Origin of the sequence: Pseudomonas sp. BGI-2, assembly GCF_004310295.1 — a bacterium.
GTDB lineage: Bacteria > Pseudomonadota > Gammaproteobacteria > Pseudomonadales > Pseudomonadaceae > Aquipseudomonas.
This window is the reverse complement of record NZ_SISB01000029.1, coordinates 40,720-63,479: the sequence shown is the minus strand read 5'-3', so window position 1 is coordinate 63,479 and position 22,760 is coordinate 40,720. Positions and strand designations below refer to the sequence as shown.

Genomic DNA, 22,760 nt, shown 5'->3' with positions numbered 1-22,760 from the left:
TGAGTTTTGCTGAATTACACTGCGCTCACCAACCTCATCTGTAACAAGGAAATAACCTATGGGCGTGATAAGTGAGTTCAAGGCCTTCGCGGTCAAAGGTAATGTGGTCGACATGGCCGTCGGTATCATCATCGGCGCTGCGTTCGGCAAGATCGTTTCATCGTTTGTCGGCGACGTGGTGATGCCGCCAATCGGCCTGTTGATCGGTGGGGTGGACTTCAGTGACCTGGCCGTTACGCTCAAGGCAGCCAACGGGGATGTCCCGGCGGTGCTGCTGGCCTACGGTAAGTTCATCCAGAGCCTGATCGACTTCATCATCGTCGCCTTCGCGATCTTCATGGCCGTCAAAGCCATCAACCGTCTGAAACGCGAAGAGGCCGTTGCGCCAACCCTGCCGCCGGTTCCAACCAAGGAAGAAGAGCTGTTGAGCGAGATCCGTGACCTGCTCAAAGCACAGAACAATCGGCCTTGAAGGCTGATTGCATGCAGAAACGGCGCCTTCGGGGCGCCGTTTTTTTTACCAGAAGTTTTCCACCGCCACCTGGCCGGGTCGTCGACTGAGGCTCAAGTGCATGTCGCGTTGTTTGAGCAATTTGCGCGTGTCATCAATCATCTGTGGGTTGCCGCAGAGCATGACCCGCGAGTGTTCGGCCCTCAGCGCCACCCCTGCCACCCGCTCCAATTCACCATTTTCTATCAGCGTAGTGATTCGCCCGTTCAGGGCACCGGGGTGCTGCTCGCGCGTAACGGTAGCGATGAACTGCAATTTGTGCGCGTAATCGGCCAGATAGTCGCGCTGTGCCAACCCCGCGATCAGCTCCAGATAAGCCAGCTCACGGGCCTCGCGTACGCTGTAGACCAGTATGATCCGCTCGAATTTCTCCCATACCTCGAAGTCCTGCAGGATGGACAGGAACGGTGCTACGCCCGTGCCTGTGGATAACAACCAGAGATCTCGACCATCGACAAAACGATCCAGGGTCAGGTAACCAAAGGCCTGACGGTCAATCAGCAGCGTATCGCCGACCTCCAGCCGGCTCAGCTCACTGGTGAACTCCCCGCCAGGCACGACGATGGAAAAGAACTCGAGAAACTCGTCATAGGGCGAGGAGACCATTGAATAGGCGCGCCACACCGTGCTGCCGTCGGACCGGGTCACGCCAAGCCGGGCGAATTGCCCCGCGCGAAAACGAAAGCCGGGGTCTCTGGTGACCCGCAACGTGAACAGGTTGGGGGTCATCGGCTGAACGTCGGTCAGGGTCTGGCGAGTGAATTTTTCTGCACTGGCGGTCATGGGGTACTCCATTCAACGGATGCCCCAGTGTCCCGCAAAGTGAAGGATGTAAACACCTGCGATTTGTAGTGGCTTTGGACAACATACCTTTTTGCCGTCATTACTGCGTTTTGAATCTGGCGTCGCCTAACATTAACCAGAAGGTACAAAACGAGTGCAAATAATTGAATGGTGTGGCACATGCAACTAGTCGCTCCGGGCTAAGAACCAGTTTTGTATTTTTAAGTCTTTTCAAGAGCGAAAAAATTGCAACACAGGCGTAGGAATAATCCTACACTCGTGGCGTGGTGGATTTCGGATCCAATCAGCACCCCAAGATACCTGCATGGAGTTGCATCGATGGAAATGTGGATGGAGTCACAATTAAGACAGATATCTAACGCGAGGGATATTGAGTCTGCATACCGGATGTCACTTGATCTGGTCCAAGACCTTGGCTTTAATTTTTGCGCTTTTTCAATAACTTCGCATGCACGTGGCCCGCACTTCGAGAGAGTGAATCTTAATAACTACCCACGCGACTGGAACTTGAAATATGAAAAGGACCACTACGTCGATATAGACCCAATACTAGCTCATTGCAATCACTCAACACTGCCCATTTTGTGGGGAGAAGAAGCCTACTCAAAGACCCCAACGCTGTGGCAAGCACAGAAACAACTCGGGTTGCAGTATGGCTGGTCGCAATCGCTTCATGGCGACCGCGGGCTCTGCAGCATGCTCAGTCTGGCCAGAAGCAACGATCCCATCACCCCCTATGAGTTGTATGAAAAACTGGGTTACACGATCTTCATCAGCCACCAGCTGCATGGGCTCGTCGCAAAAAAACTGCCTTTACGCGTGAATGATCCCTGCAAACCTCATTTATCAGCACGCGAAATCGAGATTCTCAGGCTGTCGGCCGATGGCAAAACCGCATGTGAAGTAGGCATGATCCTCAACATTACTGAACGCACCACAAATTTTCATATCTGCAGCGCCATCAAAAAACTGGGCGTCAACAACAAGATCGCCGCCGTCATCGCAGCGGCAAGGGCCTGCATGATCTGAGCAGTGCGCGCAAATACCCGAGGTCGAAAAACCCGCGAGTATTCCAAAAGAAAAAAACGTACCATTTGCGGTTCCTCCAGAGTGATGACGAGTGAAACATCACGTCGCAGTCCACTCGGACGGCCCCGCCCGCTTCACGCTTCAGGCAGCGGGACACACACCCGTTGACTACCCAGAGCCCCCGCCTCATGCCCCTGCTCGAAACACCCTTCGCCCAACTCGATCTGATCCGTCAGCCAGAACAGCAGAACGAACCGCTGCAAGCTTTCGATGCTGCAGACGAATACCTGCTCAATCATCTGGCCGAGCAGCAACCGGCCGCGGACACCCGAGTACTGGTGCTCAACGATAGCTTCGGCGCATTGGCAGCGAGCCTGGCGGGAAAAGTCCTGGTGACCAGCAGCGGCGACTCTTTCCTGGCCTTTCAGGGCCTGGAAAAGAATCTGATCCGCAACGGCCAGGCATTTGATGCGGTGCCGGTTGTTCCGGCGAACGAAGTGTTCACCGGCCCGTTTGACCGTGTGTTGATCCGGGTGCCGAAAACCCTGGCCTTGCTGGAAGAGCAACTGATTCGCCTGCAAAGCCAACTGGCTCCCGGCGCTCAGGTGATTGCAGCAGCGATGGTCAAGCACCTGCCTCGCGCCGCGGGTGATCTGCTGGAACGTTACATCGGCCCGGTGCAAGCCTCGTTGGCGGTGAAAAAAGCCCGGCTGCTGATTGCAACACCTGAAGCCAAGACCCCAGCCGTGTCCCCCTACCCTTCACGCTATCAACTCGACACCCCGGCGATCGAACTGCTGAACCACGCCAATGTGTTCTGCCGCGAGGGGCTGGACATCGGCACACGAGCCTTTCTCCCACACTTGCCGCAGAACCTCGGCACAGCGCGCGTCGCCGACCTCGGTTGCGGAAACGGCGTATTGGCAATTGCCAGCGCTCTGCAAAACCCTGATGCCCATTACACGCTGGTGGACGAGTCGTTCATGGCAGTGCAATCAGCGGCTGAAAACTGGCGCGCTGCGTTGGGTGATCGTGACGTGATCGTGCGCACTGGCGATGGCCTGGCCGGACAAGAGGCACAATCGCTGGACCTGGTGCTGTGCAATCCACCGTTTCACCAGCAACAGGTCGTCGGCGACTTTCTCGCCTGGCGGATGTTCCAGCAGGCGCGCGAAGCCTTGGTGACCGGAGGTGCGCTGTACATCGTCGGCAACCGCCACCTGGGTTACCACAGCAAGCTCGCGCGGCTGTTCCGTGGCGTTGAGCAAGTGGCAGCCACGCCGAAATTCGTCATTCTTAAAGCCCGCAAATAATCACACATAAAAAAAACCCTCCGTGGCAGGAGGGTTTGAATCCGTGCCGCAAGGCAACGGGATGGCAATGTCGTGTGTTTCAGTGCGTGGACAGACCTGCGGCGTTCATGAACATGCGCATCAGGCTGGCCACGATAAACAGGGCCCCCACGCTACCGACCCAGATCAAGGCCAGCCAACCGAGCCGCTGCCAAAGCGGTTTTTTCTCTGCTGCCTTGATTTCCTCCAGGGAATGTTTGCCAGCCATCATCGTGACCTCCTTTGAAACGGCGCAGGAATCGACCCTGCGCCATGGTCGTGCGTTCTAGTGATAACCATCTTCGTGAGTCACCTTGCCGCGGAACACGTAGTAGCTCCAGAAGGTGTAACCCAGGATGAACGGGATGATGAACAGCGTACCGACCAGCATGAAACCCTGGCTTTGCGGTGGTGCAGCGGCGTCCCAGATCGAGATCGAGGGCGGCACGATGTTGGGCCACAGGCTGATGCCCAGGCCGCTGTAGCCCAGGAAGATCAGCACCAGTGTCAGCAGGAATGGCGTGTAGTTCGCATTGCGAGCCACGGCGCGGATCAGACCGTACATGGTCACCAGTACCAGAATCGGCACCGGCAGGAACCAGAACAGGTTCGGCAGGGTAAACCAGCGAGCCGCGATCTCGGCATGGGCCAGAGGGGTCCAGATACTGACGATACCGATCACCGCCAACACCACGAATGCCAACGGCCGCGCCAGATTATGCATCTGCTCCTGCAACTTGCCTTCGGTCTTCATGATCAGCCAGGTGCAGCCCAGCAGCGCATAAGCCACCACCAACGCCAAGCCGCAGAACAGGGTGAACGGTGTCAGCCAGTCCAGTGAGCCGCCTGCAAACTGGCGATTGACCACCGGCATGCCATCGATGAAGGCCCCCAGCGCCACACCCTGGAAGAAGGTGGCGGCAATCGATCCACCGATGAACGCCTTGTCCCACAGATGGCGCTTGTCGTCCTTGGCCTTGAAGCGGAACTCGAACGCCACACCACGGAAAATCAGCCCGATCAGCATGAAAATCAGCGGCAGGTACAGCGCCGAGAGCACCACCGAATAGGCCAGCGGAAACGCGCCGAACAACGCCGCGCCGCCTAGTACCAGCCAGGTTTCGTTGCCATCCCAGACCGGGGCGACGGTGTTCATCATAACGTCACGGTCGGTCTTGCCCGGGATGAACGGAAAGAGAATCCCGATCCCCAGGTCGAAGCCGTCCATGACCACATACATCATGATGCCGAAGATGATGATCACGGCCCAGATCAGCGGAAGATCAATACCCATGACTCAAATCTCCTTGGTCAGGCTGGGGCTGTGGTCAGCGTCTGCGCCATCGTCGTCGGCCGCGGAAAGCGGACGGGCCGGGGTGCGTTTCTGGCCAGGGCCACCGTCGTTGGTTTCCTTGCCTTCGTCGATCTTCGGCCCTTTGCGCACCAGGCGCATCATGTAGCCCAGACCGGCACCGAACAGCGCGAAATACACCACCACGAACAGGATCAGCGTGATGCTCATCTGCATGAAGCTGTGATTGGAGGACGCGTCCGCCGTGCGCATCAGGCCATAGATCACCCACGGCTGACGGCCGATTTCAGTGGTAAACCAACCGGCGAGGATCGCGATCAGGCCGGACGGCCCCATCCACAACGCCAGGTAGAGGAACGGTCGCGAGGTATACAGCTTGTCGCTTTTTCGCAGCCACAGGCTCCACAGACCGGTGAAGATCATCAGCATGCCCAGGCCGACCATGATCCGGAACGACCAGAAAACGATGGTCGAATTCGGCCGGTCTTCAGGTGGAAAGTCCTTGAGCGCCGGCACTTGCTTGTCCAGGGAATGCGTCAGAATCAGGCTGCCCAAGTACGGAATTTCCACCGCGAATTTGGTCCGTTCTTCTTTCATGTCCGGCCAGCCGAACAGGATCAGCGGGGTCGGCTCATCGCCGTGATTTTCCCAATGACCTTCGATCGCGGCGATTTTCGCCGGCTGATGCTTGAGCGTGTTGAGACCGTGAAAGTCACCGATGACGGCCTGAATCGGCGCCACGATCAAGGCCATCCACATGGCCATCGAGAGCATGGTGCGGATCGCCGGGTTGTCCTTGCCGCGCAGCAAGTGCCAGGCCGCCGAAGAGCCGACGAAGAAGGCGGTCGCGACGAACGCGGCCGTTGCCATGTGCATCAGGCGGTAGGGGAATGACGGGTTGAAAATCACTGCAAACCAGTCGGTTGGAATGACCTGGCCATTGATGATTTCGAACCCCTGTGGGGTTTGCATCCAGCTGTTGGAGGCGAGAATCCAGAAGGTCGAGATCAGCGTGCCGATGGCGACCATGACCGTGGCGAAGAAGTGCAGGTTGCGCCCGACCTTGTTCCAGCCGAACAGCATGACACCGAGGAAACCGGCCTCAAGGAAGAACGCTGTCAGGACTTCGTACGTCAGCAAGGGCCCGGTCACGGACCCGGCGAAGTCCGAGAAACGGCTCCAGTTGGTGCCGAACTGATAGGCCATGACCAACCCGGAAACCACGCCCATGCCGAAGTTGACGGCAAAGATCTTCGACCAGAAATGGTACAGATCGCGGTAAGTGTCGTTGTTCGTCTTCAGCCACAGGCCTTCGAGCACCGCCAGGTAACTCGCCAGGCCAATGGTGATGGCCGGGAACAGGATGTGGAACGAGATGGTGAATGCGAACTGAATTCGGGCGAGATCAAGCGCCTCCAAACCGAACATAAGTCTTCCTCTGTCAGGTAATACCGGCTGAAGGCTTGCGGCCTACACCCACTGCCCCCACGGATATGGAGTGTGGCGAATTTGAATTCGTTCTTTTTTTACTAGCATCACAACGTAGGGAGTCTGGCCATCTGGCCGCCGGATCATTTCCAATAGGGTCTTGATCTGGATCAAGCAATGGATAAAAGAGTAGTCCCATTTTCAACGATGGACGGTGTGGTCTTTTGACGCGTGACAGGTTGCCTCACAGGTCTGGTAATCAGTAGCAACACATTACCTGTGGGAGCAGGCTCGCTCCTACGGGGGATGTCGGTGTTTTCAAGATCGGTGTCTAGCTAACTAAATCTTCCCGACCTGCAACTTCTGGTTACAGGCTGGTGATAATCTCGGGCCTCCCCTCGTTCAAGACCAGCCCTCAGATGCCCAGCCAAGCGCCCTTGCTATTACGTCATCACCGCCCTTTTATCGCGTTCTGGTTGGCTCGGGTGTTTACCGCCAGCGGTTTTCAGATGCTCACCGTGGCCATCGGCTGGAATCTGTATCAACTGACCGGCAATGTGCTCGACCTGGGTTTGGTAGGTCTGGTGGAGTTTGCCCCGCGGGTGCTGTTCATGCTGCACACCGGGCACGTCGCGGACCGCTATGACCGGCGCAAGGTCGCGGCGATCTGCCAGTCCCTGCAAGCGTTGATCGCCCTGTCCCTGGCCATCGGCAGCGCGACCGATCATGTCACCCGGGAGATGATCTTCATCCTCGCGTTCCTCCTCGGCGCCGCGCGCTCGTTCGAGATGCCGACCACCCAGGCCTTGCTGCCGAGCATCGTGCCCAGCGCGCTGTTCCCCCGCGCCGTCGCCGCCGCGCAGTCGGCTCAACAATCAGCCACCATCGTCGCCCCTGCCGTTGGTGGTTTGCTCTATGCCTTCGGCAGTGTCTGGGTGTATGGCCCGACGGTGATTCTCTACATCATTGCCTGCTTGCTGATGCTCAACCTACCGGCCCGGCAAACGCCGCTGAACAAGGGCAAGGCGACCCTGGATTCGTTGCTCGCAGGTATCCGCTTCATTCGCAGTCGCCCGGACATTCTCGGGGCGATTTCCCTGGATCTGTTTGCGGTATTGCTCGGCGGTGCGACGGCGTTGCTGCCGGTGTTCGCCAAGGACATCCTGTTGACCGGCCCATGGGGCCTGGGCCTGTTGCGTTCAGCCCCGGCAGTTGGTGCGTTGCTGATGTCGCTGTACCTCGCGCGATTTGCCGTGGAGCGCAAGGTAGGGCGAGTGATGTTCACGGCCGTCGGTGTGTTCGGCGTCGCGACCATCGCATTCGGCCTCTCGACTTCGTTCTGGTTTTCACTGGCCGTGCTGGTGGTGTTGGGTGCAGCGGACATGATCAGCATGGTGATCCGCGCCTCCTTCGTGCAACTGGAAACCCCGGACGAAATGCGCGGCCGCGTCAGCGCCGTGAACGGTTTGTTCATTGGCGCTTCGAACCAGTTGGGCGAGTTTGAATCTGGCCTCACCGCCCATTGGTTCGGCACCGTGCCGGCGGTGGTCATGGGTGGGATTGGCACGCTGGTGGTGACTGGGGCGTGGATCAAACTGTTCCCGACCCTGGCCAACCGAGACCGCATGCATGTGCCGGTGGAAGAAGTGAAGGCCTGAAGCAGTTTTCGATCACAGTTTTGCCGATCAGGTGCACTACATAAATAGTGCATTAAGTGTAATGTATCGCCTTACACTTTCTCCATGATCAAATCCTTTCAACACAAAGGCCTTCGTGGCTTCTATGAAACAGGTTCGACTCGCGGGATTCGCGCAGACCATGCAAAGCGTCTGTCTCGGATGCTTCAGTTCATGGACCGTGCAGCGTTGCCTGGCGACCTCGACCTGCCGGGATGGCGATTGCACCCACTACGGGGTGAGTGGCCGAATACTGGTCATTGAGCGTTTCGGGGGAACTGGCGAGTTACTTTTTGGTTTTATCGGCTCGGATATCGAACTGGTCGATTATCTGGATTACCACTGACAGGAGGCAGGACATGCCCATGCACAACCCGCCGCACCCCGGTGAAACGCTTTTGACGGATGTATTACCCGAGCTAGGCATCAGTGTCACTGAGCTGGCCCGCCACTTGGGGTTCGCTCGTCCGCATCTTTCGCGCGTATTGCATGGCCACGCGCCGATTAGTCCGGATCTGGCGGTGCGTCTCGAACGAGCCGGAATTGGCAAGGCGCGGATGTGGTTAGGGGTTCAGGCCGACTACGACCTCTGGCAAGCGGAACATCGCGAGCAACCGTTTATCGAACCCATTGCCATTCACGCCTGACACTTTTCAAATCACCAACTCCCCCGCCACAGCCGTCCGCGTGGCTTTACCGCAGAGTTGCTCCACCAGCGTCAGGGCAAACTGCAGGGCCGCACCCGATCCCTGCGCGGTGATGCAGTTGCCATCCACCACCACCGGCTGGTCAACAAAGTTGCAGCCCGACAATTGATGGCTGGCCGATGGCAGGCAGGTCATGCGCCGCTGACGTAATACGCCAAAGGTTTGCAACGCCAGTGCCGGGGATTCACCGATGCCGGCGAACAGACGCCCGGCGGCGGCCTGGTCCTTGATCAACTGTTGTAGGGGTTGATGGGCGGCGAGGTGTTGCGAGCCTACCTCTCCGCCGGGCAGCGCGATAAGGTCGAACGGCTGGGCCAGCAAATCCACCAGCATCGCATCGGCGGTCAGGCGGGTACCGCGGGCACACGTGAGCATGCGCCGCCCTTCGATGCTCGCCACCACCACTTCAACCTTGGCGCGGCGCAGCACATCGATCAGGGTCACGGTTTGCAGGTCATCGATGCCCTCGGCGAGGGTAATCAAAGCTCTAAAGGTCATGGGCACGGTCCACAGGATGATCTTTAAAGCGTAGTCAGCTTTCCTGCCCCTTGTTCGAGCGCAGGCGTTACTTGATGTAAAGCTGGGTCGACATCTTATCGCCCGGTGCATTGATCGAGGTGTTGCTGAACGTGAAGATCCCGTCCTGCTTGCCCGCAAGATTGAAGATATACAGATAGCCGACGGTTTTTTCTCCAGGCGTGCACTCGGTCAGGTTGCCGGTTTGAAAGGCACACACCGGCGTCCGGGTGCCGTTCACTTCAAAACCATCCAGCGCGACATGCGGACTGGGACTACCGTAGCCGACTTCCAGTACATAGACCTTGATGCTCGGACCGCTGTGGTTGCAACTCGTCTCGGTCTGCCCTTCGGCAATGTTTTCATAACTACAGCCCGGCGATTCGACCTTGACCACTTTCAACTGGCTCAATCGCGGCGCCATCGCCGCCGAGGCAGTTTGCGCCCCCAGCAACAACGCCATCGCGACGCCAATAACCGCAACCCCACACTTTTTAATGCAATCCATAACGCCCCCCAAAACCAGCGCGCAGTATGGCTCACTTCGCTTTACGGCAAAACATCGACGACGATCACAGCCATAAGCAGCCACAACCCCACGCTGCTGGTATGATGCGCGGCTTTTTCCGACCCACAGAAAATTACCAGGCGCCTTCAACGGTCTGTGCTTTGCTGTTGAGGTCGATACATTCACGGCGCCGGGCGCGCCACGGGGAGCAGACATGCTGGAAAGGCTGTTTCAACTCAAGGCACACAACACCAACGTGCGGACCGAGATTCTGGCGGGCGTCACGACCTTCTTGGCCATGGCCTACATTCTGTTCGTCAACCCGAGCATTCTCGGCGAGACCGGCATGGACAAGGGCGCGGTGTTTGTCGCGACCTGTCTGGCGGCGGCAATCGGTTCCGCGGTGATGGGCCTGATCGCCAACTACCCGATCGCGCTCGCGCCGGGCATGGGCCTGAACGCCTTCTTCACCTACACCGTGGTCCTGCACATGGGCCACACCTGGCAAGTCGCGCTGGGGGCGGTGTTTATCTCGGCGGTGCTGTTCTTCCTGCTGTCGATCTTCCGCATCCGCGAATGGATCATCAATAGCATCCCGCTGCCGCTGCGCTCGGCGATTGCGGCCGGTATCGGTCTGTTCCTGGCGCTGATCGCCCTGCATAACGCCGGCATCGTGGTCAGCAACCCGGCCACCATGGTGGGCCTCGGTGACTTGAAGCAACCTGCTCCGATCCTCGCGACCCTTGGCTTCGCCCTGATCGTCGCCCTCGAAGCGCTCGCCATACGCGGCGCGGTGCTGATCGGCATTCTGGTTGTGACCATCGCGTCCATCGCATTGGGCTTCACCCCGTTCGGCGGCGTGATGTCGATGCCACCGTCCCTGGCGCCGACCTTCCTGCAACTGGACATCAAAGGTGCGCTGGATATCGGTCTGGTCAGCGTGATTTTCGCCTTCCTGTTCGTCGACCTGTTTGATAACTCCGGCACCCTGATCGGCGTCGCCAAACGCGCCGGCCTGATGGGCAAGGACGGCCACATGCCAAAAATGGGCCGCGCCCTGATCGCCGACAGCACCGCGGCCATGGCCGGTTCGCTGCTCGGCACCTCGACCACCACCAGCTACATCGAATCCGCCGCCGGCGTGAGTGCCGGTGGCCGCACCGGCCTGACTGCCATCGTGGTGGCGATTCTGTTCCTGCTGGCGCTGTTCTTCTCGCCATTGGCCGCCAGCGTCCCGGCGTTCGCCACTGCACCGGCGCTGCTGTTCGTCGCGGTGTTGATGACATCCGGACTGGCCGAAATAGACTGGGATGACATCACCGTTGCCGCACCAGTCGTGATCACCGCGCTGGCCATGCCATTCACGTACTCCATCGCCAACGGCATCGCCTTCGGTTTCATCTCTTGGACCGCGATTAAACTGCTGTCCGGTCGTGGCCGTGAGCTGAACCCGGCGCTGGTGATTCTGTCGATTTTGTTTGTGATCAAGTTGGGTTGGTTCAACGCATGACTTTCGATTCCCAGGCCTACGCCGTTCAGCTCGAAGAAAAGGTCACGCGCCTGCGCGACCTGCTGGCCCCGTTCGATGCGCCAGAACCTGCGGTGTTTGACTCGCCGCTGAAAAATTTCCGCCTGCGTGCCGAATTCCGCCTGTGGCGCGAAGGCGGCGAGCGTCACTACGCGATGTTTTCCCAAGAAGATAAACGCACGCCGATCCTGATCGAGGAGTTCCCGATTGCCAGCCTGCGCATCAATGAGTTGATGCCGCAGCTCAAGGCGGCATGGAAGGCGAGCGCGGCGCTAAGCCACAAGCTGTTTCAGGTGGAGTTTCTGACCACCCTGGCCGGCGACGCGATGATCACCCTCTGCTATCACCGCCCGCTGGACGAACACTGGCACACGGCGGCATCGAAACTGGCCGCCGACCTGAACGTCAGCGTTATCGGTCGCTCGAAAGGCAAACGCGAAGTGATTGGCCATGATTACGTGGTCGAAAAACTGGAAGTCGGTGGCCGCACGTTCAGCTACCGCCAGCCCGAAGGCGCCTTCACCCAGCCTAACGGTACCGTGAACCAGAAAATGCTCAACTGGGCTTACGACGCCCTCGGCGATCGCCCGGACGATTTGCTGGAGCTGTATTGCGGCAACGGCAACTTCACCCTGCCGCTGGCGACCCGCGTGCGCAAAGTGCTGGCCACCGAAATCAGCAAGACTTCGGTTAATGCCGCACTGAGCAACCTCAGCGAAAACGCTGTGGATAACGTCACCCTGGTGCGTTTGTCCGCCGAAGAGCTGACCGAAGCCTTGAACGAAGTCCGCCCGTTCCGGCGCCTGCACGGCATCGACCTGAAGAGTTACGAGTTCGGTAGCGTCTTCGTCGACCCGCCTCGCGCCGGCATGGACCCGGACACCTGCGAGCTGACCCGGCGCTTCGACAACATCCTCTACATTTCCTGCAACCCGCAAACCCTGGCGGCCAACATCGCCCAGTTGCACGACACCCATCGCATCACTCAGTGCGCGATGTTCGACCAGTTTCCGTGGACGCATCACATGGAATCCGGGGTGTTGTTGACGCGTCGTTGAGTGGCAGCCGTCCATACAAATCAGCCGTCATCACGACGGCTTTTTTGTGGGCGGTCAAAGAGCCGTATCAACCTTGCGTGGGCGGCCGCCCTTTTTACCATTGGCACGCGCAGCTTCGGCTTTGGCGGCGCTGCTTTGACGGCCATTTCGCGAGGCGATGACCGAGGACGCCATGTCCATCAGCGGCTTGCTCGCCGAAATCATTCCGGCGATAGAAACGTGCAGGTCCTTGCCTTCATGACACAGAGCGGTTCCGGAGAAGCCAACCTTCAAATCATTGAAATCGCCTGCGTCAAAACTATCAAATTCCGAGTAGTTCCCCACTGGCAGGAACACACCGCTGCCATCTTCAAAACTGACTGCCAGACAAGGCCCTGACAAGGTGACCGCCGTCGCGTTCAACCCGCTACGGCGACTTGCCTCGCCTCGCTCGATGGCCTGGCTCAATGCTTCTTCGGTGACAGGCCGATCCGTCTGCTCTCTTGCCTGTATCGTTTTCATAATTCGATCTCCACTCCCTCCGGTGCCCCCATCAGGGCCAGCAGAGTCTTGTTCGCTTCAGGCTCGTAGCTAGCCGAGCCAATCATGCACGTCGTACTGGCTATCCTCTTCATAACGACTACTTCATTGCCCTCCCAATCCCACAACTGATTGTCGAGACAGGCTGTGCGCAATTTGCTCCACCAGAGACCTCGGGCTCGCCGTAAATGGGCAGGTTGCCGGAGCGCCTGTCTTAATCCCTCCAGAACCGCCGAGGGCGGTCGCTGCGAATGAGGAACGACATCCCAGAGCTCGACGCCGTTGTGCCAGAAACTGAACTTGAACCGTGCGCCCCACGTCCCTGCGTCGACATGGACATGGGGTGGACAATGTTCATCACGCAGCATGATGACCAATGAAAAGCCTCTGTAGCGGCATACATTCATGCTAACCCATCCGTTAGGTTATAGATTGCGAAGATTCTCCGTTCCCTGAAGAAACTGATAACTGGTGCTGATTGCTGGATGATCAATCCGTATTTGAGATTAGCGCTTGAGAGCTTTTCGACTTGCTCATCTCAACGCCAAATAGTAAGCATTCCTTTCACCACGCCCACAAAAAAGCCGTCACAAGGACGGCTGCCTAGAATTGCACCCCATCATCCAGGCTGCTTCCGATACTCGGTGGTGGTGATGCCCGCATAGCCCCAGTTATCGGTATCGACTTCCTCGATCACGATGTGGGTCAGTTCCGGTGGCTTGCCGAGAACGCGTTTCAAGGTGTCGGTGATTTCGGCGATGACCTGGGCTTTCTGCTCTCGGGTGACGCCGTCACGGGTGATTCGTACGCTGACGAAAGGCATGATGCTGCTCCTGTCCGAGTTCAAGTTAGATGCCAGTCAAGTAAAGCACTGCTTCGGCGATTTCATCTACAGTGGCGCAGTCCCTCATTTGATCCCCGGTGTCATCAATCATGCAGCGAGTATTCGACGATCTTCAGTTGGGCAGCATCGAACTGTTTTGCCTGGCGGCCGAGGCCGGCAGCTTTACCGCGGCCGCATTGGTGGCCGGCGTAACACCGGCAGCGGTGAGTCGTTCGGTGTCGCGCATGGAAGAACGTCTGGGCGTGCGTTTGTTTGCGCGTACTACCCGCAGTGTCAAGCTGACCGACAGTGGCCGCCGCTATTACGAGGAATGTCGTCAGGCACTGGCGCAACTGGTCGAGGCTCAGCGCGAGGTCATGGGCCAGCAACAGCAACCGTCCGGCACGCTGCGCATCAGTATTCCCACGACGTATGCGCACCACCGGATCTTGCCGTTGTTGCCCGCGTTTCGGGCGCGCTTTCCCGACGTGAAAGTCGAGTCACACATCAGCAATCGCAACATTGATTTCGTGGGTGAAGGTTATGACATGGCGATCCGCGTGCGGGCGATTCCGGATTCCGGCCTTATCGCCCGGCACCTTGAGGACGCCGCGCTGGTGATAATTGCCAGCCCCGATTACCTGAAGCGCGCGGCTGTACCGCAAAGCCTCGACGACCTTGCGCAGCACGAATGCATTCAGTACGAACTGCCCAGCAGCGGTCGACGGATTGCCTGGCTTTTTAACGACAACGGCGCACCGCGGGAGATTCTTGCCGAGGGCAGTCTCAGTTGTTCTGACGATGTGCTCGGTGGCGTGACCTTGGCCAAACACGGGGCGGGATTGTTTCAGACTTACCGGTTTATTGTCGAAAACGAACTGGCCGATGGCTCGTTGGTGGAAGTGCTCAAACGTTATGGCGGGCGCTCCCGACCGTTCACCCTGCTCTATCCACAGAGCCGTCATATGCCGCTGAGACTGCGGGCATTTATCGATTTTCTGGTCGAACATCTGCCACGCTGAGCATCTCGACTGTCCGATCACCGCACACATAACCTCAATGAAAGCGCTCTTCAATTGACCGAACTAACCAGCTGGTACAATTTATCTCCACAGGCTGAACACCACAGCCCATTCCAAAAATAATATGTGGAGAGACTTCGATGTCCCCTATCGTTCTGGTGCTCAACGGCCCGAATCTGAACCTGCTCGGCACTCGCGAACCGGCGACTTACGGTCGCGAAACCCTGGCAGACATCTCGGCGCTGTGCGCACGCGCCGCCGAAGAATTCGGCCTGGCGGTGGAATTTCGCCAGACCAACCACGAAGGCGAATTGCTCGACTGGATTCACGCGGCCCGTGGCCGTTGCGCCGGGATCGTCATCAACCCGGCGGCCTGGACACACACTTCAGTCGCGATCCGTGATGCCTTGATCGCCAGCGAATTGCCGGTGATCGAAGTCCACCTGTCCAACGTTCACGCCCGCGAGCCCTTCCGACATCACTCCTTCGTTTCAGCCATTGCCACCGCTGTGATGGCGGGTTTCGGCAGCCATGGTTATCGCCTGGCGCTGGATTATTTCAGCCAACGTTTAAAGGGGTGAACGCCGTGACTCAGAACAACGTGGTACTGGCCGGGCTGATCGGCGCCGGCATCCAGGCTTCCCGCACCCCGGCGCTGCATGAGCATGAAGGTGATGCCCAGGGCTTGCGCTATCTCTATCGCTTGATCGACCTCGATCAGTTGAAGCTCGACAGCAGCGCCCTGCCCGATCTGTTGATGGCCGCCGAGCGCATGAACTTCACCGGCCTGAATATCACCTTCCCGTGCAAGCAGGCGATCATCCCGCTGCTTGACGAATTGTCGGCGGAAGCTCGCGGGATCGGGGCGGTGAACACGGTGGTGCTGAAGGACGGTAAACGCATCGGCCACAACACCGACTGCCTGGGTTTTGCCGAAAGTTTTCGTCGGGGATTGAAGGATGTTACCCGTGAGCGTGTAGTCCAGATGGGCGCTGGCGGCGCGGGTGCGGCAGTGGCCCACGCGCTGTTGAGCGAAGGCGTACAACTGTTGAGTATTTTCGACGTGGAGATCAGCCGCGCGCAGGCGCTGGCGGACAATCTCAATCAACACTTCGGCGCTGGCCGGGCCGTCGCCGCGCATGATTTGCCGAGCACGTTGGGTCAGGCGGATGGATTAGTGAACACCACGCCCATGGGCATGAAAAAACTCCCGGGCATGCCGGTGCCGGTGGATTTGCTTCGGGCTGAATTGTGGGTGGCGGAGATTGTTTATTTTCCGCTGGAAACCGAACTGCTACGCAACGCCCGCGCGCTGGGTTGCCGGACGCTGGATGGCGGCAACATGGCGGTGTTTCAGGCGGTGAAGGCGTTTGAATTGTTCAGCGGCGTGGTGCCGGATGTGCAGCGGATGTTGGCGCATTTTCAGAGCATGAATGGCTAAGGTAGAAAGTACGAGGGCTGCTTCGCAGCCCAACGGAGCGAGCTCCCTCGCCACAGGTCAGGCCTGCAGGTATCGCAAAACCGACTCGCAGATCATCTCCCGATGACGCTGCTTGATGCTTTCGTCCGGCAAGTCGATCTGAAAGATCTCACCGAAGGTATGGCGGTTCGACACTCGATAAAAGCAAAACGAGCTGATCAGCAAATGAACATCCAGCGGTTCAAGCTCTGAACGGAACACACCTTCTTCAGCGCCGCGACGCAAAATCACGCCCAGTGAGTCGAGGATGGTGTTGTTCATCGCCTTGATCGCATCGGAGCGCTTCACGTATTCAGCGTTGTGAATATTCTCGATGCTGACGATGCGCACGAAATCGACGTTGCGATCGTGGTGATCGAAAGTGAACTCCACCAGCCGCCGAATCGCCTCCACCGGTGTCAGTTCGGCCAGGTGCAGGTGGTTTTCCGTGTTGCGGATATCGCCGTAGAGTTTCTCCAGCACCTCGACGTAGAGCTGTTCCTTACTGCCGAAGTAGTAATAGATCATGCGTTTGGAGGTGTGGATGCGCTCGGCGATCGCATCGACGCGAGCACCGGAAAGCCCCTGCTGGACGAACTCGAAAATCGCCTCTTGAAGGATGTTCTCGCGGGTCTTTTCCGGGTTGTTCTTGCGACTCTTGCGCGGCCCGGCAATCGGTTCGGCGGGCGCTGCGGAGAGTTCTGAAGTTATCGTCATTGCGGGCTCACGGCCATCACTGCACAGGCTGGCGATTATGGGCCGCGCCGCACAGTGAAGGAAGCCGCGCGGCAGCGGTTTGTACCCCGTGTTTACGATTTCCCTACAACTTTGTCTGACGTACGGCACCACTGCGGGATTTTGCCATGGCCGCCAGTCGCACCGCGACGTTGGCTGCGCCGTAACCCGCGTAACCGTTCTTGCGCTGGATAATTTCAAAGAAGAACCGCCCTTCGAACGGCTCGGTGTAGACATGGAACAGCTCGCCACCCTGGGCATCGCGGTCGTGGAGCACGTTGTAATAGGCCAGTTCGCTGAGGAACTCGTCGTCGAAATCGAACCGCGCGGCGAGGTCATCGTAGTAATTGAGCGGGATATCCAGCAGCGGCACGCCCGCCTCCTTGGCCCGGCTGACTTCGGCAAAGATGTCGTCGCAATCGAAGGCGATGTGATGCACGCCAGAGCCGCGATAACTCGACAGTGCATGTGAGATTGCGGTGTTGCGGTTCTCGGAAATGTTCAGCGGCAAGCGGATCGAACTGTCCCGGCTGCGCAGCGCCCGACTCTTTACCAGACCGTACGGGTCAGGCAGCACCACTTCATCGTCGGCTTCGAAATCCAGCAGGCTTTTATAGAAGAGCACCCAACTGTCGAGGCTGTCGGCCGGCAGCGCCATGGCCATATGGTCGATGCGCTTGAGGCCGCCGCTGGCCACGGCGGTGGGTTGCAGATTGAAGTCGGTGCCATAGACATCGGCGTCCTGGTCCACCAGATAAATCAGGCTGCCATCCGGCGCGCGTACCGCAGCGAGTTCCAGCTCGTTGGGGCCCACCAGCCCGCGATACGGCTGACCTTTATAGGCCACGGCCCGGGCCAGCGCACTGGCGCTGTCCTTGACCCGCACGGCAGTGGCGCACAGTGAAGGACCGTGAGCTTCGAAAAAACTGTGGGCAAACGAGTAAGGCTCGGAATTGAGGATCAGGTTGATATCGCCCTGGCGCAGCAGGCTCACGCTCTTGGAGCGATGTTGCCCGGCCTTGACGAAACCCAGTCGCTCCAGCCAATGGGAGAGTTTGGCGCCAAGGCTTTCGTCCACTGCGAATTCGAGGAACTCGATGCCGTTGTATTCGCTGGCCTTGGGCGTCTCGAACAGAATGTCGAGGCTGGCTGCCGGTGTCGCTTCCTGCGCCAGACGCTGGCGGGTTTTTTCCTCGAGATACAGCAACGAACGAAAACCGTCGGCGGCGTTGGCCCGAGGCGGTGCGGCGCGGAAACCGTCGTTGAAGATTTCCAGCGACAGCGGCCCGGTGTAACCACTCTTGATGATCGGTGCCAGGAAGCCCGGCAAGTCGAATTCGCCCTGGCCCGGGAAGCAGCGGAAATGCCGACTCCACTCCAGCACGTCCATCGCCAGAATCGGCGCGTCAGCCATTTGTACGAAGAAGATCTTGTCACCGGGAATATGGGCGATCGCACTCGGATCACCCTTGAGCGACAGCGTGTGAAAGCTGTCCAGCAACACACCGAGGCTTGGGTGATCGGCCTGACGAACGATGTTCCACACCTGTTGCCAAGTGTTCACATGCCGGCCCCAGGCCAATGCTTCGTAGCCGATTCGCAACCCGCGTGCGCCGGCGTGTTCGGCCAGCAGGCGCAAGTCGTCGACTAAAATCTGTTCATCACCGATGGAGTCAGCCGAGGCGTTGCTGCACACCAGCACCAGGTCGGTGCCCAGTTCCTGCATCAGGTCGAACTTGCGCTCGGCCCGCTCCAGATTGCGCGGCAGTCGATCGCGACGGCAGCCTTCGAAGTCGCGGAACGGTTGAAACAGTGTGATCGCTATCCCGAGATCGGCGCACATCTGTTTGATTTCCCGCGGGCTGCCGTCGTAGTAGAGAAGGTCGTTTTCGAAAATCTCCACCCCGTCGAAACCGGCGGCGGCAATGGCTTCGAGTTTTTCCGGTAGGGTACCGCTCAAGGAAACGGTGGCAATGGAACGCTGCATGTTTCGACTCCCGGTGGTGGGGACAATCTTGTTAGAGGCATCGCACCCTTTTTGTAGGAGCGAAGCTTGCTCGCGAAGGCGATCTTGAGGACGCCATCGCCGGCAAGCCTGGCTCCTACAGGGATCGCGTTTATCGAGGGGGAAATTATTGGCCTGACGAACTCACACAGCAATTCAAAGTGTACTACCCAGTTAGTTTTGCGTGCGATTATCGAACACAATGCCCCTTGGCGAATTGACGATTTTTCGTCCACTGCCCACCATCGACGACACATTGAGTCCGGTCGCAGACATCGGTCTCGGTGACCAAAGACCCAGAACACCACATAAAAATAATCGGTGGCCTACATGACTCCTTCTCAAAGCTCTCCCGTGGAGCGTTCCTCCATGACTCCTGCCTCCGGGGGCATCGGCGACAAGATTCGCGGCGCCATGGCGGTCGGCAAAACCCGCTGGGGCATGTTGGCGCTGGTGTTTTTCGCCACCACGCTCAACTACATCGACCGCGCCGCACTGGGCGTCATGCAGCCCATCCTCGCCAAGGAAATGAGCTGGACGGCGATGGACTACGCCAACATCAACTTCTGGTTTCAGGTCGGCTACGCCATCGGATTCGTGCTGCAAGGCCGGCTGATCGATCGGGTCGGCGTGAAGCGCGTGTTCTTCTGCGCGGTGTTGCTCTGGAGCCTGGCGACCGGCGCCCACGGCCTGGCCCCCGTTCGGCTGCGCAGCAGTCGTAAAAACGTTGCTTACGGTGGACCTGATCCAACATGACTGGCGGTTTTGGGGGGCGCTTCACAGCGCAACGGGGATAAATCCCCTCACCACAGGCTCGCCCACAATGGATTGGTGCTGAATGAATTAACTGAACAACTCCGACGCCAGACTCGCCGCCGACAATTCTTCGGCATACCTCGACAACAGCGGCGCCAACTCATGCAACCGCGCGCCCGGCATCCGCGCACTCGGCCCGGCGATGCTCAGCACACCAATCACCCGCCCCTCGCTCGGGTGCCGCACCACCGCCGCGATCGCCGAGGTGCCCACCGCCGAGCTCTCCTCGACCCAGGCATAGCCCTGCTCCCGCGCCAGACGCAGGCGCTCCAGCAATTCAATGTTGGAACGCGGTGCATTCGGCCCAAGGTCCTTAGGTCGCTCGCCGCCCTGGCGCTCCACCAGCGACAACGCCTCGGCATCGCTCATGCACGCCAGCCATGCATGGCCCGACGCGGTATAGAACAACGGCGCATCGCGGCCCATTTCCGGGTCGTAACGCAGGCCGGAACGAGCTCCCTGGGACTTGGCAATCCAGACCTGCCGCTCGCCTTCAATCACCCCGAGACGCACCAGTTCCCCGGTTTCCTGAGCCAGCCGATCCAGCACGGGTTGAACAATATCGGCGCCGCTGCCCGACAGGTAACGAAAACCCATCGCCACCAATTTTGTGGACAAGTGATACCGCAAGTTCTCCGGATTCTGCCGCACGTAACCCAGCCGAATCAGCTCCGCGAGCAGACGGTGGGTTGCGCTTTTAGGGATGTCCAGTTGCTCCGCGAGCCTCTGCATCGGCAGACCGCGAGGGTCACTGGTGAGGCTTTCCAGCACGCTGAAGACTCGTTCGATCTGACTGCCGGCCATGGGAGGTTCCACATACAATTTGCCTGATTCTAGAAGATGAACCGAGTAATGCGAAATCTGGAACCCGATGCTCAATTGGCCTACTCGATAAAAACCCACCCGCTTACGGAATTCGATGGGTTATCCATGTTCCTACAGTCTGCAAGTCTACCGACCAGTGCGAAAAGCCGGACAGCCGGACTGGCGCCGCCCCCACACACCAGCAACACTCATCACCACGGACAATCAGAGGATTCCCACATGCTATGGAAAAAAGGCCGACGCAGCGACAACGTGGTCGACGCCCGTGGTGATGGCGGCGGTGGCGGCGGGATGCGCTTTGGTGGCGGCAAAGGCCTGAGCCTGACCGCGATCATCCTGATTGTCGGGATCGGCTGGATCACCGGCCAGGACCCGATGCAAATCCTCGGACAACTGACCGGGCAAATGACCGAGCAATCGGCTCCGGCCACCAACCAGAGCCGCAAGGCCCCGCCGGCCAATGATGAAGGCGCCGAATTCGTGCGCTCGATCCTCGGCGATACCGAGGATACGTGGGGCCAGATTTTCCAGCAGGCGGGTCGACAGTATAAGAACCCGACGCTGGTGCTGTTCAGCAACCGGGTGAACTCGGCGTGCGGCATGGCGACATCGGCGACCGGGCCGTTCTATTGCCCCGCCGACCAGAAGGTCTACCTGGACACGGCTTTTTTCCAGGAAATGTCGCAACGCTTTTCCGCTGCAGGTGACTTCGCTCAGGCCTACGTCATCGCGCACGAAGTCGGACATCACGTTCAGACGTTGCTCGGCGTTTCCGCAAAAATTCAGGCAGCCCGCCAGCAAGGCCGGCAGATGGAAGGCGATGGCGGACTGTTGGTGCGCCAGGAGTTGCAGGCCGATTGCCTGGCCGGTGTCTGGGCCAACAATGCGCAGCAGCGTCTGAACTGGCTGGAACCGGGTGACATCGAAGAAGCCTTGAATGCGGCCAACGCTATCGGCGACGACCGTTTGCAACAAAAAGGTCAGGGCCGCGTGGTACCGGACTCGTTTACCCATGGCACATCGGCGCAAAGGGTGCGCTGGTTTAAAACCGGATTTGCGCAAGGCCAGGTGGGCCAGTGCGATACCTTTGCGGCGAAAACTCTGTAAATGAAAAATTGGCTGTTGATTGTGTTGTTCACGTGCGCAAGCACCCAGGCCGCGGAGCATGGCGTCAAGGAGCTCAGCCCCGGGCGATTGTTGTTGAAAGAAGGCGAGATGGCGGTGAGCCTTGGCCCGGCGCCAGCGAAAATCGAACGCGTGCTGATCATCATCCATGGTCGTTTACGCAATGCTGAAACCTATCGCCAGAGCGCCGAGCGCGCGGCGGAACTGGCCGGGCAAAGTGCAAGCACCCTGGTGATCGCCCCGCAATTCCTCAACGAAACCGACATCGCGCTTCATCCGGTGGCGGACACAGTGTTGCGCTGGCAGGGCAATGACTGGATGGCAGGAGGTTTATCCACCGCTCCTTTTGCGCTGAGTTCCTATGCAGCCCTCGATCAAATCATCGAGAGAGTCAGTGACCGCCGGCAATTTCCGGATGTGAAGCAAATCATCATCGCCGGGCACTCCGGTGGTGCTCAGGTGGTTCAGCGCTATGCGCTGCTGGCGCGTGAGCAACCGGCCCTGACGGCCGCCGGCGTGAAGCTTCGCTACGTCGTCGCCAACCCTTCGTCCTACGCGTACTTCAATGAGCAGCGGCCGGTGGCGTTCAACCATGCGGCGTGTCCCGGGTTCAATCGCTGGAAGTACGGGCTGACGGATTTACCCGTTTATGCCAGTGGGCAAACGGCACCGCAAATTGAAGGCAATTACGTCAAACGGGACGTGACTTATCTGCACGGGCAGCAAGATACCGACCCGCAACATCCGGCGCTCGACAAAGGTTGCGAGGCCAAAGCCCAGGGTGCTTATCGTTTGGTTCGCGGGCAGAATTTTTTCAGTTACCTGCTGCGTCGGAATCCGAAAGGGGTCAATCAGCGGCTGGTTGAAGTGCCGGGGGTTGGGCATAACGGGGATGGAATGTTGACGTCGCCGGAGGGGCAGAAGGTGTTGTTTGGTCAGTGAGTTCTGTATTGCCTGATCTGACGCCTTCGCGGGCAAGTCGGATCGCCGCACCGCTCGCTCCTACAAGGGCAGCGCGTCACT

24 protein-coding genes and 2 pseudogenes are annotated in these 22,760 nt (G+C 58.8%); 14 read left to right on the top strand and 12 right to left on the bottom strand.

Translation table 11 applies throughout. The annotated features are described in order from the left end of the window. The first annotated feature begins 58 nt into the window (after window positions 1–58). Entirely contained in the window at window positions 59–472 is a 414-nt protein-coding gene (mscL, locus tag EYC95_RS19740) for a large-conductance mechanosensitive channel protein MscL (RefSeq protein WP_131061853.1), read from the top strand. A gap of 45 nt (window positions 473–517) precedes the next feature. Here mscL and EYC95_RS19735 read toward each other — a convergent pair whose 3' ends face one another. Beyond that, window positions 518–1,294, bottom strand: a complete 777-nt coding sequence (locus EYC95_RS19735; protein ID WP_131061852.1) for a ferredoxin--NADP reductase — start codon at window positions 1,292–1,294, stop codon at window positions 518–520. A 339-nt stretch (window positions 1,295–1,633) separates the two neighbouring features. Here EYC95_RS19735 and EYC95_RS19730 point away from each other — a divergent pair, with 339 nt between their 5' ends. Together EYC95_RS19730 and EYC95_RS19725 are read left to right on the top strand one after the other, a co-directional pair. After that, on the top strand, window positions 1,634–2,344 hold the full coding sequence (locus EYC95_RS19730; RefSeq protein WP_131061851.1) for an autoinducer binding domain-containing protein: 711 nt from the start codon (window positions 1,634–1,636) through the stop codon (window positions 2,342–2,344). A 188-nt stretch (window positions 2,345–2,532) separates the two neighbouring features. Further along, the gene (locus tag EYC95_RS19725) at window positions 2,533–3,657 is read left to right on the top strand and encodes a class I SAM-dependent methyltransferase (protein ID WP_131061850.1); all 1,125 of its coding nucleotides are present in this window, start codon (window positions 2,533–2,535) and stop codon (window positions 3,655–3,657) included. A 79-nt stretch (window positions 3,658–3,736) separates the two neighbouring features. Here EYC95_RS19725 and EYC95_RS19720 read toward each other — a convergent pair whose 3' ends face one another. From EYC95_RS19720 to EYC95_RS19710, 3 genes are read right to left on the bottom strand one after another with little or no spacing between them, the layout of a single operon-like run. Next, on the bottom strand, window positions 3,737–3,904 hold the full coding sequence (locus EYC95_RS19720) for a DUF2474 domain-containing protein (protein WP_010467474.1): 168 nt from the start codon (window positions 3,902–3,904) through the stop codon (window positions 3,737–3,739). Window positions 3,905–3,961: 57 nt separating this feature from the next. Next, the gene (cydB, locus tag EYC95_RS19715) at window positions 3,962–4,969 is read right to left on the bottom strand and encodes a cytochrome d ubiquinol oxidase subunit II (protein ID WP_131061849.1); all 1,008 of its coding nucleotides are present in this window, start codon (window positions 4,967–4,969) and stop codon (window positions 3,962–3,964) included. Window positions 4,970–4,972: 3 nt separating this feature from the next. After that, complete coding sequence (locus EYC95_RS19710; protein WP_131061848.1) at window positions 4,973–6,415, bottom strand: cytochrome ubiquinol oxidase subunit I; 1,443 nt, start codon at window positions 6,413–6,415, stop codon at window positions 4,973–4,975. Between the two features lie 419 nt (window positions 6,416–6,834). Here EYC95_RS19710 and EYC95_RS19705 point away from each other — a divergent pair, with 419 nt between their 5' ends. The 3 genes and pseudogenes from EYC95_RS19705 (at window position 6,835) to EYC95_RS19695 (ending at window position 8,738) form a co-directional block, all read left to right on the top strand. Further along, window positions 6,835–8,073, top strand: coding sequence for an MFS transporter (locus tag EYC95_RS19705; RefSeq protein ID WP_131061847.1), 1,239 nt, complete (start codon window positions 6,835–6,837; stop codon window positions 8,071–8,073). A gap of 84 nt (window positions 8,074–8,157) precedes the next feature. Further along, window positions 8,158–8,437: pseudogene (locus tag EYC95_RS19700) on the top strand (type II toxin-antitoxin system RelE/ParE family toxin). 13 nt (window positions 8,438–8,450) lie between these two features. Continuing rightward, window positions 8,451–8,738 (top strand): HigA family addiction module antitoxin, encoded by a 288-nt coding sequence (locus tag EYC95_RS19695; protein WP_131061846.1) that lies wholly within the window; start codon window positions 8,451–8,453, stop codon window positions 8,736–8,738. Window positions 8,739–8,744: 6 nt separating this feature from the next. Here EYC95_RS19695 and EYC95_RS19690 read toward each other — a convergent pair whose 3' ends face one another. Next, entirely contained in the window at window positions 8,745–9,296 is a 552-nt protein-coding gene (locus EYC95_RS19690; protein ID WP_131061845.1) for a DJ-1 family glyoxalase III, read from the bottom strand. A gap of 67 nt (window positions 9,297–9,363) precedes the next feature. Continuing rightward, window positions 9,364–9,822: a DUF4879 domain-containing protein gene (locus EYC95_RS19685; RefSeq protein ID WP_178083847.1), complete on the bottom strand. Its 459-nt coding sequence runs from the start codon at window positions 9,820–9,822 to the stop codon at window positions 9,364–9,366. A gap of 214 nt (window positions 9,823–10,036) precedes the next feature. On the opposite strand from EYC95_RS19685, the gene EYC95_RS19680 reads away from it, so the two are divergent. Together EYC95_RS19680 and trmA are read left to right on the top strand one after the other, a co-directional pair. Then, window positions 10,037–11,332, top strand: coding sequence for an NCS2 family permease (locus EYC95_RS19680; protein ID WP_131061844.1), 1,296 nt, complete (start codon window positions 10,037–10,039; stop codon window positions 11,330–11,332). Further along, on the top strand, window positions 11,329–12,408 hold the full coding sequence (gene trmA / locus EYC95_RS19675) for a tRNA (uridine(54)-C5)-methyltransferase TrmA (protein WP_131061843.1): 1,080 nt from the start codon (window positions 11,329–11,331) through the stop codon (window positions 12,406–12,408). The genes EYC95_RS19680 and trmA overlap by 4 nt, the downstream gene beginning before the upstream one ends. A 54-nt stretch (window positions 12,409–12,462) precedes the next feature. On the opposite strand, the gene EYC95_RS19670 is transcribed toward trmA, so the two are convergent. The 3 genes from EYC95_RS19670 to EYC95_RS19660 form a co-directional block, all read right to left on the bottom strand. Further along, on the bottom strand, window positions 12,463–12,909 hold the full coding sequence (locus EYC95_RS19670) for a DUF2442 domain-containing protein (protein ID WP_131061842.1): 447 nt from the start codon (window positions 12,907–12,909) through the stop codon (window positions 12,463–12,465). Further along, window positions 12,906–13,334, bottom strand: a complete 429-nt coding sequence (locus EYC95_RS30670; RefSeq protein ID WP_131061841.1) for a DUF4160 domain-containing protein — start codon at window positions 13,332–13,334, stop codon at window positions 12,906–12,908. Before EYC95_RS30670 ends, EYC95_RS19670 begins: the two co-directional genes overlap by 4 nt. Window positions 13,335–13,546: 212 nt before the next feature. After that, a complete protein-coding gene (locus tag EYC95_RS19660) occupies window positions 13,547–13,750 on the bottom strand; it encodes a 4-oxalocrotonate tautomerase family protein (RefSeq protein ID WP_131061840.1) in 204 nt (67 codons plus the stop codon). A 110-nt stretch (window positions 13,751–13,860) separates the two neighbouring features. On the opposite strand from EYC95_RS19660, the gene EYC95_RS19655 reads away from it, so the two are divergent. The 3 genes from EYC95_RS19655 (at window position 13,861) to EYC95_RS19645 (ending at window position 16,213) form a co-directional block, all read left to right on the top strand. Next, window positions 13,861–14,772 (top strand): LysR family transcriptional regulator, encoded by a 912-nt coding sequence (locus tag EYC95_RS19655; RefSeq protein ID WP_131061839.1) that lies wholly within the window; start codon window positions 13,861–13,863, stop codon window positions 14,770–14,772. Between the two features lie 140 nt (window positions 14,773–14,912). Further along, window positions 14,913–15,353 (top strand): type II 3-dehydroquinate dehydratase, encoded by a 441-nt coding sequence (aroQ, locus tag EYC95_RS19650; RefSeq protein ID WP_131061838.1) that lies wholly within the window; start codon window positions 14,913–14,915, stop codon window positions 15,351–15,353. Window positions 15,354–15,358: 5 nt separating this feature from the next. Next, window positions 15,359–16,213 carry a shikimate dehydrogenase gene (locus EYC95_RS19645; RefSeq protein ID WP_131061837.1) on the top strand — a complete coding sequence of 285 codons (855 nt, stop codon included), beginning with the start codon at window positions 15,359–15,361 and terminating at the stop codon, window positions 16,211–16,213. A 57-nt stretch (window positions 16,214–16,270) separates the two neighbouring features. Here EYC95_RS19645 and EYC95_RS19640 read toward each other — a convergent pair whose 3' ends face one another. After that, window positions 16,271–16,948: a TetR/AcrR family transcriptional regulator gene (locus EYC95_RS19640; protein ID WP_131061836.1), complete on the bottom strand. Its 678-nt coding sequence runs from the start codon at window positions 16,946–16,948 to the stop codon at window positions 16,271–16,273. Between the two features lie 103 nt (window positions 16,949–17,051). Further along, on the bottom strand, window positions 17,052–18,953 hold the full coding sequence (gene quiC / locus EYC95_RS19635) for a 3-dehydroshikimate dehydratase QuiC (RefSeq protein ID WP_131061835.1): 1,902 nt from the start codon (window positions 18,951–18,953) through the stop codon (window positions 17,052–17,054). Between the two features lie 387 nt (window positions 18,954–19,340). On the opposite strand from quiC, the pseudogene EYC95_RS19630 reads away from it, so the two are divergent. After that, window positions 19,341–19,667, top strand: a pseudogene (locus tag EYC95_RS19630) (MFS transporter); the annotation flags it as partial. A gap of 147 nt (window positions 19,668–19,814) precedes the next feature. Here the strand turns inward: EYC95_RS19630 and EYC95_RS19625 are convergent. Beyond that, the gene (locus tag EYC95_RS19625; RefSeq protein WP_131061834.1) at window positions 19,815–20,591 is read right to left on the bottom strand and encodes an IclR family transcriptional regulator; all 777 of its coding nucleotides are present in this window, start codon (window positions 20,589–20,591) and stop codon (window positions 19,815–19,817) included. Between the two features lie 240 nt (window positions 20,592–20,831). Between EYC95_RS19625 and EYC95_RS19620 the strand changes: the two genes are divergently transcribed. Next, entirely contained in the window at window positions 20,832–21,719 is an 888-nt protein-coding gene (locus EYC95_RS19620) for a neutral zinc metallopeptidase (RefSeq protein WP_131061833.1), read from the top strand. Next, window positions 21,720–22,679, top strand: a complete 960-nt coding sequence (locus EYC95_RS19615; protein WP_131061832.1) for an alpha/beta fold hydrolase — start codon at window positions 21,720–21,722, stop codon at window positions 22,677–22,679. The last annotated feature ends 81 nt before the right edge of the window (window positions 22,680–22,760 follow it).